Raw genomic sequence first — 14563 nt, 5'->3', positions numbered from 1 at the left:
AGGCGGTCGCGCACGGCGGGCCGCGCGCGTCGATCAGGCGATGTCGGTCAGCTGAGGGGCGGCGCCTGGCTGGGCGGCCGTGGCGGCGCGCGGGCGCGCGGGCGTTCGTGTTGGCGTTCGGCCGTCGCCATGGGGATGGAGACCGCATAGCGGACAGGGGCGACGGCGACGGGTGGGGTCTCCACCACGGCCAGGGCGACGGCCAGGCAGTCCTGACAGGGCAGGCCGGCGAAGCCGCTCTTGGCCGGTTGGCCGGCCTGATCGACGATGATGGTCATCGCGCCGTCGGCCGAGCAGATCTGGATCAGGGTCTCGTCGCGGGTCGCGGCGGCGGCGCCGACGCTGAAGCCGGGCAGCAGCATGGACAGGACCGCCAGCCACAGCAGCCAGCCTCCCGTGCGTCGATGTCCCCGCGCGACCTGCATGACGTCGCCCCTAAAGCCGCCCTGCCTTCGGGTCAAGCCGGCCGCGGCTTGGCCTTGGTGAGAGCCAGCATGCCGAGCGCGATCTCCCGCTCGCCCATGATGGTGTTGTCGGCGCCCTTGGCCGCCAGAAGCTCCACCTCGGCGTCCGAATGGGCCCGGGCGATGATCCGCACCTTCGGATTGATGCGTCGGGCCTGCTCCACGATGGTCGCCGCCTCAAAGGCGTTGGGCACGGCCACCAGCAGATGGGTGGCGTTCTCCAGACCGGCCTCGGCCAGAATCTCCGGCTTCACGGCGTTGCCTTCGACCACCTTGATGTCCTGGGCGCGAAGTTCATCCAGGCGCTCGTTCTCGGTCTCGACCACCACCAGGCCGGCGCCCTTGAAGCCTTCGGCCACAGCCTTGCCCACGCGGCCGTAGCCGACCAGCACCACGCAGGAGGCGGGCTTGGAGGGCGCGACCTCTTCCGCCGCCAGCGTCGGCTTGAGCGACTTCTGGGTTTGGCGGTCGACCAGTCGGAAAAGGATCGGGTTGACCAGGATCGACAGGATGGCGCCCGCCAGGATCAGGTCACGGCCTTCCGGGGGCAGAAGCTTCAGGTCCGTGCCGAGCGCCGCCAGGATGAAGGAGAATTCGCCGATCTGCGCCAGGGAGGCGGAGATGGTCAGGGCCGTGCCGGTGGCGTGCCTGAACGCGCGCACGATCAGGTAGGCGGCGATGGACTTGCCCACCACGATGATCGCCAGTGTGGCCAGCACCGGCAGCGGGTGCTGGATCAGGATCATCGGGTTGAACAGCATGCCGATGGAGACGAAGAACAGCACCGCGAAGGCGTCGCGCAGGGGCAGGGTCTCGTTGGCCGCCTGCTGGCTGAGCTCGGACTCGCTCATGATCATGCCGGCGAAGAAGGCGCCGAGCGCGAAGGATACGCCGAACAGCTCAGCCGACCCGAAGGCGACGCCCAGGGCGATGGCGAGCACCGCCAGGCGGAACAGTTCGCGCGAGCCCGTATGCGCGGTCCAGTGCAGGACCCATGGGATGACCCTGCGGCCGACGATCAGCATCAGGGCGATGAAGGCCGCCACCTTGCCGAGCGTCATGCCCAGGGCGCCGGCCATGCCGACCAGGCCGCCGCCGTTGTCGCTGCTCAGGGCCTGCGTCACCGCCGGGATCAGCACCAGGGCCAGGACCATGGCCAGGTCCTCGACGATCAGCCAGCCCACGGCGATGCGGCCGCGTTCGGTCTCGATGAGGCGGCGCTCCTGAAGGGCGCGCAGCAGAACGACGGTGGAGGCCACCGACAGGGCCAGGCCGAAGACCACGCCGCCGCCGATCGGCCAGCCCAGAAGAGTCGCCATCCCCATGCCCATGAGCGTCGCGGCCAGGATCTGGGCGACGGCGCCGGGAATGGCGATCTTGCGCACCGCCATGAGGTCCTTGAGCGAGAAGTGCAGACCGACCCCGAACATCAGCAGGATCACGCCGATCTCGGCCAGCTGATTGGCCAGGGGCTGGTCGGCCACGTAGCCGGGGGTGAACGGACCCACCGCCACGCCGGCGAGGAGATATCCTACAAGCACGGGCAGTCGCAGACGATTGGCGATCGCGCCAAAGATGAAGGCCAGCACGAGGCCGGCGACGATGGTGGCGATCAGCGGCACGTGATGCGGCAAGCCTGTCTCCTTGACGATATGATCCTGTGAGGGTGATACTCGCCCAATATGGGTGACTTCACCCGGATTGGCTACCATGCCTCATACGAAAATACTGTGTCCGTCCCAGTGCCGCGCGGCGCGCGGCCTTCTCGACTGGTCCCAAGAGGATCTGGCGAGCCGGGCCGGAGTCTCGCGCAGCACAGTGCGCGATTTCGAGACCGGGCGCCATGAGCTGCACGGCGGAACCGAGCGTCTGCTGATGGCGGCTTTGCGCGACGGCGGCGTCATGCTGATCGGGCCGGGCGAACCGGTGGGCGAAAGCGCCGGGCCGGGCGTGCGGCTGGTCGGATAGTTTTCAAAGTCTAGGAGCGGGCTGACATTGGACCACGGGGTCGCGGCGGAGAACTACAAGGATCTGGTGCTGTTCCTGGCGACGGCGGGGGTGGTCGTTCCCCTGTTCCGGCGTTGGCGGCTCAATCCCATTCTGGGCTTCCTGTTCGCCGGCGTGGTTCTGGGGCCGTTCGGCCTCGGGTCGCTTGGGGAGAAGGCGCCGTGGCTGTCCTACTTCACCATCGGCAATCCGGCCGACGTGGCCCAGTTGGCCGAGTTCGGCGTCGTCTTCCTGCTGTTCATGATCGGTCTGGAGCTCTCCTGGGAGCGCCTGCGCCTGATGCGGCGGCTGGTGTTCGGCCTGGGCGGCCTTCAGGTCAGCTTCTGCATTCTGGTGATCGCCTCGGCGGCCTGGCTGCTGGGGCAGCCGGTGGCGGCCGCCTGCGCCATCGGCGCGGCCCTGGCCCTGTCGTCCACGGCCATCGTCATGCCCATCCTGGCGGAGCAGAAGCGCCAGCATAGCCCGGCGGGCCGGGCGACCTTCTCGGTGCTGCTGTTCCAGGATCTGGCCGTGGCGCCGATCCTGATCACCATCGCGATCATGGGCGGGCGGGGCGAGGCGCTGTCGCCGGCCATGCTGCTGGCCGCTGCTCCGGCGGTGATCGGCGTCGGCGCCATCGTCCTGGCGGGCCGCGTGCTGCTGCGCCCGATGATGCGGTCGGTGGCCAAGGCCAAGAGCGACGAGATGTTCATGGCCGCGTCGCTGTTGATCGTCATCGGCGCTGGATTGATCAGCGCCCTGGCCGGCCTGTCCATGGCCTTGGGCGCCTTCGTCGCCGGCCTGCTGCTGGCCGAGACCGAATACCGTCACGAAGTCGAGGTGAAGATCGAGCCCTTCAAGGGCCTGCTGCTCGGCCTGTTCTTCGTGTCCATCGGCATCGGCCTGGACCTGTCGCTTCTGGCTCAAAGCCCGGGTCCCATCATCGGCATGGCGCTGGGCATGATAGCTCTGAACGCCAGCGTCGTCTTCGTTCTGGGCCGGATCTTCAAGCTGAGCTGGGAGGCCGCGGCCGAGGCGGCGCTGCTGCTGGCGGGCGGCGGCGAGTTCGCCTTCGTCATCCTGGGCTCCGCCATGCAGGAAGGCATTGTCGCCCAGGGCGCGGGCCAGCTGATCCTCGTGGCGTCAACCCTGTCCATGTTCTCGATCCCTGCGCTCGCCGCCCTGGCGAGCAAGGTCGCGGCCGTCCCGCGCAGTGAGAAGGCGTCGATCCCCTCTCCCCCGTCCGCCGGCGTGCCGGACCCGGAAGAGGCGCCGTCGGTTCTGGTGGTCGGCTATGGCCGCGTCGGCCGCCTGGTCGGCGAGATGCTCACTCGCCACGACATCGCCTGGATCGCGGCAGACCGCGACCCGCGCCTGGTGGAGGCGGGGCGCCGGACGACGGGCAAGGTCTATTTCGGTGACGCCTCGCGGCCGGATTTCCTGCGCCGCTGCGGCCTGGACCATGCGCGGGCCCTTGTGGTGACCATGGACAATCCCGACGGGACGGAAGCCGTGGTGGGCGCGGCGCGCGATCTGCGCCCGGACCTGCCCATCGTCGCCCGCGCCAAGGACGCCCGCCATGCGGCGCGGCTCTACGAGCTGGGGGTCACCGACGCGGTGCCGGAAACCATCGAGGCCAGTCTGCAGCTGTCGGAGACCGTGCTGGTCGACATCGGCGTGCCCATGGGCCTGGTCATCGCCTCGATCCACGAGCGGCGCGACGAGTTCCGCAAGGAGCTGAACCATCCCGAAGCCCTCGGCGGACGCACGAGGGGCTATCGCCAGAAGGCCCGCCGCTGATTCAACGGCGCTTCTCCCGTCGGGTCGGCGGAAGAAAAATGTCGATTTGCGGACAAACAATCGGAACCATTGCGCGTGACGGGCATTTCGCCGGTCGTAAGGGGCGCTCTGCAGTACGCAGGGCCTGGGAGCACTATGGTTCAAGCGCAGGGTCATTTCGCCCGTTCGGGGCGTGACGACAGCATCGTCCGCGGCGTCGCCGCGACGGGCGGCCGCGACGCGTGGTCCCTGCGTCCCTTTGTCGAATTTTCCAATAATGGCGGCTCTGACGTTCAGGGACTCGGCGATTATCGACCGACGCTCGGCGCAGATTCGCAGGTTTTCAGGCTTCCCCGCCGCACGCCAGGCGCGGCGGAGAGGTCTGGGCGCTTCGTTCGCTCCAAAGGTCCGCGAAAGATCGCGGTCGAGCGAGGCGCTGATTATTGTGTATCGTCCTGGCGTGTGCTCGCGGGCAGGGAAAACGAAAAGGTGTTGCTTCGCCGACACTTTCGCGACCTGACCGCGCTGATATAACAAGTCCAGCTGTTCCAGCTGGAGCAGTGGGCAAGAGAGGGCTCTTGAAATGAAATTGAAACTCCTGGCGGGAGCCGCTTTCGCCGCGGTCGTCGCCGCGACGGGCGCTTCGGCGGCCGAACCGGGTTGGTACGGCGCCGTTGATCTCGGCTATCACTGGCAGAAGCCGCTCCGTGCGGACGGCAGCGCCAACATGGCTGACGGCGCGCCTTACCGCTACGACTTCGACACCGATCCCGATTGGGCCGGCTTCGCCCGCCTCGGCTATCGCGTGGCTCCGAACTGGCGCGTGGAACTGGAAGGCGGCTACCGCACCGGCGGCATCGACACGATCCGCGGCCGCGCTGACCGTCCGCAACCGATCGCGCTGTGCTCGGTCGGCGTCGGCGGCACCACCGGCTACGCCTGCCCGGCTCCGGATGGCGACATCGACAGCTGGACCCTGATGGGGAACGTCCTCTACGACTTCTTCCCGGATTCGGCTTTCAACGTGTTCGTGGGCGCCGGCATCGGTGTGAACCGCGTCGACGTGAACGTCACCGGCCAGTTCAACACCGCTCCGGGCACCACCCTGACGATCGACGACGACGACGTGACCTTCGCCTACCAAGGCATCGCGGGCGTGTCGTGGGCCGCCACGGAAAAGCTCAACGTCGACCTGACCTACCGCTACCTGGGCGGTTCGGACGTGGACTTCGCCTCGACCTCGTCGGGCGTTCCGGCTCCGGGCACCTTCTCGGGCGAGTATGAAGACCAGTCGGTGACCATCGGCCTGCGCTATTCGTTCGCTTCGCCGCCGCCGCCGCCGCCTCCGCCCCCGCCGCCCCCGCCGCCGCCCCCGCCGCCTCCGCCGCCTCCGCCGCCGCCGCCTCCGCCGGCTGCTCCGGAAGCCAAGGAGTTCATCGTCTACTTCCCGTTCGATCAGTACGTCCTGACGCCGGAAGCTCAGACGGTGGTCCAAGAGGCCGCTCAGTACGCGACCTCGGGCAATGCGACGAAGGTCGTGGTTGTCGGTCACACCGACACCTCGGGTTCGGACGCCTACAACGCCCGCCTGTCGGAGCGTCGTGGTAAGGCCGTCGCCGACGCCCTGGTGGGCCTGGGCGTGGGTCAGTCCACCCTGTCCGTCGACTGGAAGGGCGAAACGGCTCCGGCCGTCGCCACCGGCGACGGTGTGAAGGAACCGCTGAACCGTCGTTCGACGATCTCGATCAACTTCTGATCGGATCCAAACGCCGCAAGGCAGATCTAGCGGGAGCCCGGCCGAAAGGCCGGGCTCTTTGCTTTTGGGGTGTTGACCGGGTCGAGAGCGCTATCCGCCCCGAGGCGTGGTCAGCCCGCGGACTCGCGCACCGTCTCCATGGCCACGAAGGTCGATGTGCTGGCCACATGGGGAAGGGTCGAGATCTTCTCGCCCAGAACCGTCCGATACCGCCGGATGTCGGGCGTGCGGACCTTCAGAAGATAGTCGAAACTGCTGGCGATCATGTGGCACTCCTCCACCTCGGGGATTTGCCGGACCGCGCGGTTGAAGTCCTTCAGCGCCTGTTCGCGCGTGTCGGACAGCTTCACCTCGGTGAAGGCCACGTGATCCAGGCCGACCCGGGCCGGATCCACGATGGCGCGGAAGCCGACGATCACGCCGCTGTCCACCAAGCGTTTTACGCGTTGCTGACAGGGGGTCTTTGACAGGCCGACCCGGGTGGCCAACTCCGTGAACGTCATTCGGCCATCGCGGCGGAGATTGGCGAGGATCTTGCGATCGAACTCGTCCAAATCGACTTCTTGAGCGCCGTTTGCCATACGAAACGGCTATCAAGAGGCACAAGAAAAGTCAAAAAATCTCAATCTGATCTCATCTGCGGGCGAAACGCCGTTCGGCCTGGAGTTAGATTTCCCGTATGAACACGCCGAGCCCCTTCGCCAGCTTCGCGCCGCCCGTGCGCCAGCCGTCCCCGTCCCGCCGCGCCATCACCGCCGCCTATCGGCGTTCGGAGCCGGAATGCCTCGCGCCGCTGCTGGAGGCGGCGACCTTGCCGGCCGACACCCAGGCCGCCATCCGATCCACGGCGGCCAAGCTGATCGGCGCTCTGCGCGAGAAGCGGACCGGCGGCGGCGTGGAGGGCCTGGTTCAGGAGTTCTCCCTGTCGAGCCAGGAGGGCGTCGCCCTGATGTGCCTGGCCGAGGCCCTGCTTCGGATTCCCGATGACGCCACCCGCGACGCGCTGATTCGCGACAAGATCGCCGACGGTGATTGGAAATCGCATCTGGGCGGCGGCCGCTCGATGTTCGTCAACGCCGCTACCTGGGGCTTGGTGGTCACCGGCAAGCTGCTGGACAGCGTCAATGACAGCGGCCTGGCCGCCGCTCTGACGCGCCTTATCGCCCGCACGGGCGAGCCGGTGATCCGTCGCGCGGTCGACCTGGCCATGCGGATGATGGGCGAGCAGTTCGTCACCGGCGAGACGATCAACGAAGCGCTCAAGCGTTCGCGCGTCATGGAGGCCAAGGGCTTCACCTACAGCTACGACATGCTGGGCGAGGCGGCCACGACGGCGCAGGACGCCGCCCGTTACTTCCGTGACTATGAGAACGCCATCCACGCCATCGGCAAGGCGTCGCAGGGGCGCGGCGTCTATGAAGGCCCCGGCATCTCCATCAAGCTGTCGGCCCTGCACCCGCGTTATTCGCGCGCCCAGGCCGATCGGGTGATGGGCGAGCTGCTGCCCAAGGTGAGCTCCCTGGCGGCCACGGCCAAGTCCTACGGCATCGGCTTCAACATCGACGCCGAGGAGGCCGACCGTCTTGAGCTGTCGCTCGACCTGCTGGAGAGCCTGGCGCTCGACCCGGCGCTCGCCGACTGGAATGGCCTGGGCTTCGTGGTCCAGGCCTATGGCAAGCGCTGCCCGTTCGTCATCGACTGGATCATCGAGCTGGCGCGCCGCGCCGGCCGCCGGATCATGGTGCGGCTCGTGAAGGGCGCCTACTGGGACGCGGAGATCAAGCGCGCCCAGGTGGACGGACTGGAGGATTTCCCGGTCTATACCCGCAAGGTCCACACCGACGTCGCCTACATCGCCTGCGCCCGCAAGCTCTTGGCGGCGACCGACGCGGTGTTCCCGCAGTTCGCGACGCACAACGCCCAGACCGTGGCCACGATCTATCAGCTCGCCGGTCCCGAGTTTGAGATCGGCCGCTTCGAGTTCCAGTGCCTGCATGGCATGGGCGAGAACCTCTACGAGGACGTCGTCAGCGCTGACGGCTTGGCGCGGCCGTGCCGGATCTACGCCCCGGTGGGGACGCACGAGACGCTTCTGGCCTATCTGGTGCGCCGTCTTCTGGAGAACGGCGCCAACTCCTCCTTCGTGAACCGCATCGGCGATCCGAGCGTCTCGATCGACGAACTGACCGTTGATCCGGTCAGCCAGGTCCGGGCGGAGGCGCGTCCGGGCGCCGGTCACGACCAGATCGCCGCGCCGGCCGGGCTGTATCCCGACCGTCGCAATTCGGCCGGGCTGGATCTGAGCAACGAAGACACCCTGGCCGATCTGGCCCGGGCGCTGCTGGAAAGCGCGCGGATGGACTGGACGGCCGGCGACGCCGGCGAGGCGCGCCCCGTCCTCAATCCCGCCGATCACCGCGATGTGGTCGGCACGGTGCGCGAAGTCTCCGCCGATCAGGCGGTCCAGGCCGTGGCGCGCGCGGCGCAATCGCGCTGGAGCGCGACTTCGGTCGAAGAGCGGGCGGCGATCCTCGAGCGCGCCGCCGACGCCATGCAGGCGCGCATGCCTATTCTGCTTGGCGTTCTCGTGCGCGAGGCGGGCAAGTCGACGCCCAACGCCATCGCTGAGGTGCGCGAAGCGATCGACTTCCTCCGCTACTACGCCGAGCGCGCCCGTCGGACTTTCGGTCCGTCCCAGGCTCCGCTGGGGCCGGTGGTCTGCATCAGCCCCTGGAACTTCCCGCTGGCGATCTTCGCCGGTCAGGTGGCTGCCGCGCTCGTGGCCGGCAACCCGGTGCTGGCCAAGCCGGCCGAGGAGACCCCGCTGATCGCCGCCGAGGCCGTGCGCCTGATGCATGACGCTGGTGTCCCCAAGGACGCCCTGCAGCTGGTCTGCGGCGCCGGCGATGTGGGCGCGGCCCTGGTCGGCGCTCCGCAGACCGCGGCGGTGATGTTCACCGGATCCACTGAAGTCGCCCGTCTGATCCAGAAGCAGCTGGCTTCGCGTCTCTCGGCGGCCGGCAAGCCCATCCCGCTGATCGCCGAAACCGGCGGCCAGAACGCCATGATCGTCGACTCTTCGGCCCTGGCCGAACAGGTGGTGGCGGACGTGATCGCTTCGGCCTTCGACAGCGCCGGTCAGCGTTGTTCGGCGCTGCGCGTGCTGTGCCTGCAGGACGACGTGGCCGACCGCACGCTGAAGATGCTGAAGGGTGCGCTCGCCGAACTGCGGATCGGGTCGACCGACTGTCTGTCGGTGGACACCGGGCCGGTCATCACCGCCGAGGCGAAGGCCAATATCGAGCGCCATATCGAGGCCATGCGCGCCAAGGGGCGCAAGGTCGAGCAACTGGACCTGCCGGCCGAAGCGGCGCACGGCACGTTCGTCGCCCCGACGATCATCGAGCTAGACAGCATCGCCGATCTGGAGCGGGAGGTGTTCGGGCCCGTCCTGCACGTCATCCGCTTCAAGCGCGCCGACCTTGACGCGCTTATCGATGCGATCAACGCCACGGGCTATGGCCTGACGTTCGGCGTCCACACGCGGCTCGACACCATGATCGACCACGTCACGGACCGCATCAAAGCCGGCAACCTCTACGTCAACCGCAACGTCATCGGCGCGATCGTCGGGGTGCAGCCGTTTGGCGGGCGCGGTCTGTCCGGGACCGGACCCAAGGCCGGCGGCCCGCTCTATCTTGGCCGTCTGGTCCAGGCTGCTCCCCGTTCGGATGTCGCTCCCGTGGCTTCTCCCGATGCGGCCTTGCAGGCGTTCCTGGGCTGGCTCGAGGCCAAGGGCGAACAAGACGCGGCGCAGCAGGCGAAGGACTACGGCGCGCGGTCCATGCTCGGTCAGGTCGTCGAGCTGCCGGGGCCGGTCGGCGAGCGCAATCTCTATGCCCTGCATCCTCGAGGCCTCATTCAACTGCGGCCGCAGACCGAGCGCGGGCTCTACCAGCAGATCGCCGCCGTGCTGGCGGCGGGTTGCGTGGGCGAGGTCGAAGGCATGGCGTTGCCCGGCGATCTGCCGAACGCCGTCGCGGCGCAACTGACGGCCAAGGCCGGCGGCCCGCTCGCCGGGGTGCTGGTCGAAGGCGAGGGCGAGGTGGTCACGGCCGCCGTCCGGGCCATGGCTGATCGTCCCGGCGCCATCGTGTCGGTTCACGCGGCGTCGTCGGCGACGTGCCGTGAGGGCCGGGCCTATGATCTGGACTGGCTGCTGGAGGAGGTTTCGACCTCGATCAACACCACGGCGGCCGGCGGCAACGCCAGTCTGATGGCCCTGGGCTAAGGTATTGATGGTCGTCTGCCGGTCAGCGCTGAAGGCGCTAGATCGGCAGGCGGCCGTCGCTCTTCACCTCTTCCAGCACCGCATAGGTGCGGGTCTCGCGCACGCCCGGCATCTGCACCAGGGTGTCCCCCAGGAAGGCGCGATAGGCCTCCATGTCCTTAACGCGCGCCTTGATGAGATAGTCGAAGCCGCCCGCCACCATATGGCATTCCAGAATGTCTGGCGCGCGGCGCGCGGCGACTGCGAAGGCTTCGAAAATGTCCCCGGTGGTTCGGTCGAGCACGACCTCCACGAAGATCAGCAGCCCGCGCTCGACCTTGGTCGGATCCAGGATCGCGGCATAGCCGGTGATGTAGCCGGCGTCGCGCAGGCGGCGGACCCGTTCCAGACACGCGGCCGGGCTGAGATGGCAGACGCGGGCCAGTTCCTGGTTGGTGATGCGGCCGTCCGCCTGCAAAGTGCGCATGAGGCGGCGATCGGTCTCATCCGGGCTGAAAGGCCTCCGGTCCATGGCGTTCGCTCCGAATAATATTTTGGCTGACGCCTTATCAAACAGCGCACATTTCGAGAAGGCTTGGATATGTCGAAGCAACTTCGTTCTCGAAACTCGGTCGTCGCTATGGATAGTCTCGATTCCCACAAGTACCGCGACGAAGCCGAAGTCCTCGCCGCTCTCCTGGCCAAGCCGCCGCTGACCCCCGAGGAGCGAGCCGGCGCGCGCGCCGAGGCTGAGGGCCTGGTGCGCACCGCACGCCGCATCGCGCGACGCCATGGGGTTGTGGAGAGCTTCCTGCAGGAGTTCTCCCTGTCCACCCCGGAAGGCCTCGCGCTCATGTGTCTGGCCGAGGCGCTGCTGCGCACGCCGGACGAAGAGACCAAGGACAGGTTGATCGCCGAGAAGATCGGTTCGGCCGACTGGGCCAGCCACTTCGGCAAGTCCGACAGCCTGTTCGTCAACGCCTCCACCTGGGGTCTGATGCTGACCGGCCGGCTGGTTGAGGTGGATGACGAGGCCCAGAGCGACTTGCCGGGCTTCATCAAGCGGGTGGCCGCCCGCGTGGGCGAGCCGGTGATCCGCGCCGCCGTCGGCCAGGCCATCCGCATCATGGGCGAACAGTTCGTCCTAGGCCGCACCATCGAGGCGGCGCTCAAGCGTGCGGCGAACGAGGGCTATATGTGCTCGTTCGACATGCTGGGCGAGGGCGCGCGCACCGCCGCGGACGCCGCCCGCTACGAGCGAGCCTATGCCGAGGCCATCGACACGGTCGGCAGGCTGTCCAACGGCGCCGGCCCCGAGAATGGACACGGCGTGTCCGTGAAGCTTTCGGCTTTGTCTCCACGCTACGAGGCTGTGCAGGAGACGCGGGTCTGGGAGGAGCTCTATCCGCGCATCAAGCGCCTGGCCCAGATCGCCGCGCGCCACGACATCAACTTCACCATCGACGCGGAGGAGGCCGACCGCCTCGCCCTGTCGCTGAAGCTGCTCGACCGCCTCGCCCGTGAGCCGGAGCTGGGTGATTGGCGGGGCCTCGGTCTGGCTGTGCAGGCGTATCAGAAGCGCGCGACCCACACCGTCGCCACCGTGGCCGACATCGCCAGGAACAGCGGACGCCGGCTGATGGTGCGTCTGGTCAAGGGCGCCTATTGGGATAGCGAGATCAAGCGCGCCCAGGTCAACGGCCGTCCCGACTATCCGGTGTTCACCACCAAGGCCGCCACGGACCTGTCCTACCTGGCCTGCGCCAAGGCGATGATCGAGGCGTCGCCCCACATCTATTCGCAGTTCGCCACCCACAACGCCCACAGCCTCGCGGCGGTGAAGCGCTTGTCCAAGGCGGCCGGCGTGAAGATCGAGTTCCAGCGCCTGCACGGCATGGGCGAGGCGCTCTACAAGGCCGCCGACGATCTCTATGACGGCGTCACCCTGCGGGCCTACGCCCCGGTGGGCGGCCATGAGGACCTGCTGCCCTATCTGGTCCGCCGCCTGCTGGAGAACGGCGCCAACACCTCATTCGTCCACGCTCTGCTTGATGAGCGCGTTCCGGCCGAAAGCGTGGTGGTCGACCCGATCGAGGCCGTGGAGGCGGCCGGCGCCCAGCGGCACGCCAAGATCCCTGTCCCGGCGCTCATCTATGGCGAACAGCGCCTCAACTCCGCCGGCGTCGACCTGTCGATCGCCGAGGAGCGGGTGCGTCTGCTCAGCGCCGCCGTGGCCCTGGATGGTCAGCGTCTGTCCGCCGGTCCGATGGTCGTGGGGCGGCATGTCGACTCGGGCGCCGCCGTGGCGGCCGTCTCCCCCGCTGCTCATGACCGCATCGTCGGCTGGGTGAACGACGCGAGCGGCGCCGATATCGACGCCGCCTTCAACGCCGCTCGATCGGCCCAGCCCGACTGGGACCGCGCGGGAGGCCTCGCGCGGGCCAAGATCCTGCGCGCCATGGGCGACGCCCTGGAGGCCAACACCGACCGGCTGATCGGCCTGTGCGTCCGTGAAGCGGGCAAGACCCTAGCCGATGGCGTCGCCGAGGTGCGCGAGGCGGTGGATTTTTGCCGCTACTACGCCAACCTCGCCGAGACCCAGTTCGGCGCGCCGGAGGTGCTGAAGGGGCCCGTGGGCGAGACCAACACCCTGGCCCTGGCCGGACGCGGCGTCTTTGTCTGCATCAGCCCGTGGAACTTCCCCCTGGCCATCTTCACCGGCCAGGTGGCCGCGGCCCTGGCCGCCGGCAACGCGGTTCTGGCCAAGCCGGCGGAACAGACGCCGCTGATCGCCGCCGAAGCCGTGCGCCTCTATCACGCCGCCGGTCTCGATCCGCGCCTGCTGGCCCTGCTGCCGGGCAGGGGCGAGACGGTGGGTGCGGCGCTGGTGGCCGATCTTCGCTGCGACGGCGTCGCCTTCACCGGGGGCACCGATACCGCCCGCCGCATCAACCTGACCCTGGCCGGCCGTGAGGGGCCGATCGTGCCGTTCATCGCCGAGACCGGCGGCCTCAACGGCATGTTCATCGACACCACCGCCCAGCGCGAACAGGTGATCGACGACGTGATCCTGTCGGCCTTCGGATCGGCCGGTCAGCGGTGCTCGGCCCTGCGTCTGCTGTTCCTGCCCAAGGACACCGCCGACGGCATGATCGAGGGGCTGAAGGGGGCCATGGACGCCCTGGTGGTGGGCGAGCCCGCCGATCCGGCCACCGACGTCGGCCCGGTCATCGACCAGGAGGCCCGCGAGGCGCTGGAGAAGCATCTTGCCCGGCTGGAGAAGGACGCCAAGGTGATCCACCGTCTGGCGGCCCCGACCCGCGGCACATTCTTCGGCCCGGTCCTGGCGGAGATTCCGAGCGCCGATTTCCTGGAGCGGGAGGTGTTCGGCCCGATCCTGCACGTGGTCCGCTACGACCCCGAAAACCTGGAGCCGGTGGCCCGCGCCCTGGCGGCGCGCCGCTATGGCCTGACCCTGGGCGTCCATTCTCGCATCGAGTCCTTCGCCCGGGCGGTCCAGGGCTACGTGCCGGCCGGCAACGTCTATGTGAACCGCTCGATCATCGGTGCGGTGGTGGGCGTGCAGCCGTTCGGCGGCGAAGGCCTGTCGGGCACTGGCCCAAAGGCCGGCGGACCGCATTCGCTCCGCCGCTACTGCGTGGAGCGAGCGGTCAGCGTCAACATCACCGCCCAAGGCGGCGACCCGAGCCTGCTGAACCTCTAGCCGGCGATCAGCACCCACAAGCCGACCGCGGCGAAGCACGCCGCGGCGGTGTAGCGGATCGCCTTGAGCGGCAGCCTGGTCGCCGCCGCCTCGCCGATCAGCACCGCCGGCACGTTGGCGATCATCATGCCCAGGGTGGTGCCGGCGGTGACCAGGGCGATGTTCTCGAATCGCGCGCCCAGGGCGGCGGTGGCCACCTGGGTCTTGTCGCCCATCTCCACGAAGAAGAAGGCGATGGCCGTAGTCAGAAACACCGAGCCGCCGCCGCGCATCTTCGGCTCGTCGTCCTCTTCCAGCCGGTCGGGGATCAGCGCCCAGAAGGCGAAGGCGAGGAAGGCCGCGCCCAGAACCCAGCGCATCCAGGGGCCTTGCAGGAACTGGCCCGCCACCGCGCCGATCCCCGCCGCCAAGGCGTGGTTGAGCAAGGTCGCCACAAGGATGCCGGCGATGATGGGGACGGGCTTTCGGAACCGCGTCGCCAGGAGGAGGGCCAGCAACTGGGTCTTGTCGCCGATTTCGGCGATGGCCACGAGACCCGTGGAGACGAGGAAGGCTTCCATGAATTCGTCGTTCGCGGGGCCGCG

Annotated in this window: 11 protein-coding genes; 6 read left to right on the top strand and 5 right to left on the bottom strand. The window is 68.4% G+C overall.

Annotated elements, in window-relative coordinates; all coding sequences use genetic code 11:
• Window positions 1-47: 47 nt before the first annotated feature.
• Both P7B02_RS04490 and ybaL read right to left on the bottom strand, forming a co-directional pair.
• On the bottom strand, window positions 48-425 hold the full coding sequence (locus P7B02_RS04490; protein ID WP_277785108.1) for a DUF2946 domain-containing protein: 378 nt from the start codon (window positions 423-425) through the stop codon (window positions 48-50).
• A gap of 32 nt (window positions 426-457) precedes the next feature.
• A complete protein-coding gene (ybaL, locus tag P7B02_RS04485) occupies window positions 458-2098 on the bottom strand; it encodes a YbaL family putative K(+) efflux transporter (protein WP_277785107.1) in 1641 nt (546 codons plus the stop codon).
• 76 nt (window positions 2099-2174) lie between these two features.
• Between ybaL and P7B02_RS04480 the strand changes: the two genes are divergently transcribed.
• The 4 genes from P7B02_RS04480 to P7B02_RS04465 all read left to right on the top strand — a co-directional run bounded on the left by P7B02_RS04480 (window position 2175) and on the right by P7B02_RS04465 (window position 5985).
• A complete protein-coding gene (locus tag P7B02_RS04480; RefSeq protein WP_277785106.1) occupies window positions 2175-2432 on the top strand; it encodes a helix-turn-helix domain-containing protein in 258 nt (85 codons plus the stop codon).
• Between the two features lie 27 nt (window positions 2433-2459).
• Window positions 2460-4250, top strand: a complete 1791-nt coding sequence (locus P7B02_RS04475) for a cation:proton antiporter (protein ID WP_277785105.1) — start codon at window positions 2460-2462, stop codon at window positions 4248-4250.
• A 135-nt stretch (window positions 4251-4385) separates the two neighbouring features.
• Complete coding sequence (locus tag P7B02_RS04470; RefSeq protein WP_277785104.1) at window positions 4386-4763, top strand: hypothetical protein; 378 nt, start codon at window positions 4386-4388, stop codon at window positions 4761-4763.
• Window positions 4764-4812: 49 nt separating this feature from the next.
• Window positions 4813-5985 carry an OmpA family protein gene (locus tag P7B02_RS04465; RefSeq protein WP_277785103.1) on the top strand — a complete coding sequence of 391 codons (1173 nt, stop codon included), beginning with the start codon at window positions 4813-4815 and terminating at the stop codon, window positions 5983-5985.
• 110 nt (window positions 5986-6095) lie between these two features.
• Here P7B02_RS04465 and P7B02_RS04460 read toward each other — a convergent pair whose 3' ends face one another.
• Window positions 6096-6539 carry an Lrp/AsnC family transcriptional regulator gene (locus P7B02_RS04460; RefSeq protein ID WP_277785102.1) on the bottom strand — a complete coding sequence of 148 codons (444 nt, stop codon included), beginning with the start codon at window positions 6537-6539 and terminating at the stop codon, window positions 6096-6098.
• Between the two features lie 125 nt (window positions 6540-6664).
• On the opposite strand from P7B02_RS04460, the gene putA (P7B02_RS04455) reads away from it, so the two are divergent.
• Window positions 6665-10276 (top strand): trifunctional transcriptional regulator/proline dehydrogenase/L-glutamate gamma-semialdehyde dehydrogenase, encoded by a 3612-nt coding sequence (gene putA / locus P7B02_RS04455; RefSeq protein ID WP_277785101.1) that lies wholly within the window; start codon window positions 6665-6667, stop codon window positions 10274-10276.
• Between the two features lie 37 nt (window positions 10277-10313).
• Here the strand turns inward: putA (P7B02_RS04455) and P7B02_RS04450 are convergent, their stop codons facing one another.
• A complete protein-coding gene (locus P7B02_RS04450; RefSeq protein ID WP_277785100.1) occupies window positions 10314-10787 on the bottom strand; it encodes an Lrp/AsnC ligand binding domain-containing protein in 474 nt (157 codons plus the stop codon).
• 108 nt (window positions 10788-10895) lie between these two features.
• Here P7B02_RS04450 and putA (P7B02_RS04445) point away from each other — a divergent pair, with 108 nt between their 5' ends.
• Window positions 10896-13979, top strand: a complete 3084-nt coding sequence (gene putA / locus P7B02_RS04445; RefSeq protein ID WP_431355789.1) for a bifunctional proline dehydrogenase/L-glutamate gamma-semialdehyde dehydrogenase PutA — start codon at window positions 10896-10898, stop codon at window positions 13977-13979.
• On the opposite strand, the gene P7B02_RS04440 is transcribed toward putA (P7B02_RS04445), so the two are convergent.
• Window positions 13976-14539 carry a TMEM165/GDT1 family protein gene (locus P7B02_RS04440; RefSeq protein WP_277785098.1) on the bottom strand — a complete coding sequence of 188 codons (564 nt, stop codon included), beginning with the start codon at window positions 14537-14539 and terminating at the stop codon, window positions 13976-13978. The two genes, putA (P7B02_RS04445) and P7B02_RS04440, sit on opposite strands and share 4 nt — an antisense overlap.
• Between the last annotated feature and the right edge of the window lie 24 nt (window positions 14540-14563).

The sequence above is a fragment of the Caulobacter segnis genome, from assembly GCF_029543125.1.
Classification (GTDB): Bacteria; Pseudomonadota; Alphaproteobacteria; order Caulobacterales; family Caulobacteraceae; genus Caulobacter; species Caulobacter segnis_D.
This window is presented reverse-complemented; position numbering and strand designations above follow the sequence as displayed.

Excerpts from the sequence above, each read along its gene's own strand:
- P7B02_RS04490 (WP_277785108.1), bottom strand. The coding sequence starts at position 425 with ATGCAGGTCGCGCGGGGACATCGACGCACGGGAGGCTGGCTGCTGTGG.
- P7B02_RS04480 (WP_277785106.1), top strand. The coding sequence starts at position 2,175 with ATGCCTCATACGAAAATACTGTGTCCGTCCCAGTGCCGCGCGGCGCGC.
- P7B02_RS04470 (WP_277785104.1), top strand. The coding sequence starts at position 4,386 with ATGGTTCAAGCGCAGGGTCATTTCGCCCGTTCGGGGCGTGACGACAGC.
- P7B02_RS04465 (WP_277785103.1), top strand. The coding sequence starts at position 4,813 with ATGAAATTGAAACTCCTGGCGGGAGCCGCTTTCGCCGCGGTCGTCGCC.
- putA (WP_277785101.1), top strand. The coding sequence starts at position 6,665 with ATGAACACGCCGAGCCCCTTCGCCAGCTTCGCGCCGCCCGTGCGCCAG.
- P7B02_RS04450 (WP_277785100.1), bottom strand. The coding sequence starts at position 10,787 with ATGGACCGGAGGCCTTTCAGCCCGGATGAGACCGATCGCCGCCTCATG.
- putA (WP_431355789.1), top strand. The coding sequence starts at position 10,896 with ATGGATAGTCTCGATTCCCACAAGTACCGCGACGAAGCCGAAGTCCTC.
- P7B02_RS04440 (WP_277785098.1), bottom strand. The coding sequence starts at position 14,539 with ATGGAAGCCTTCCTCGTCTCCACGGGTCTCGTGGCCATCGCCGAAATC.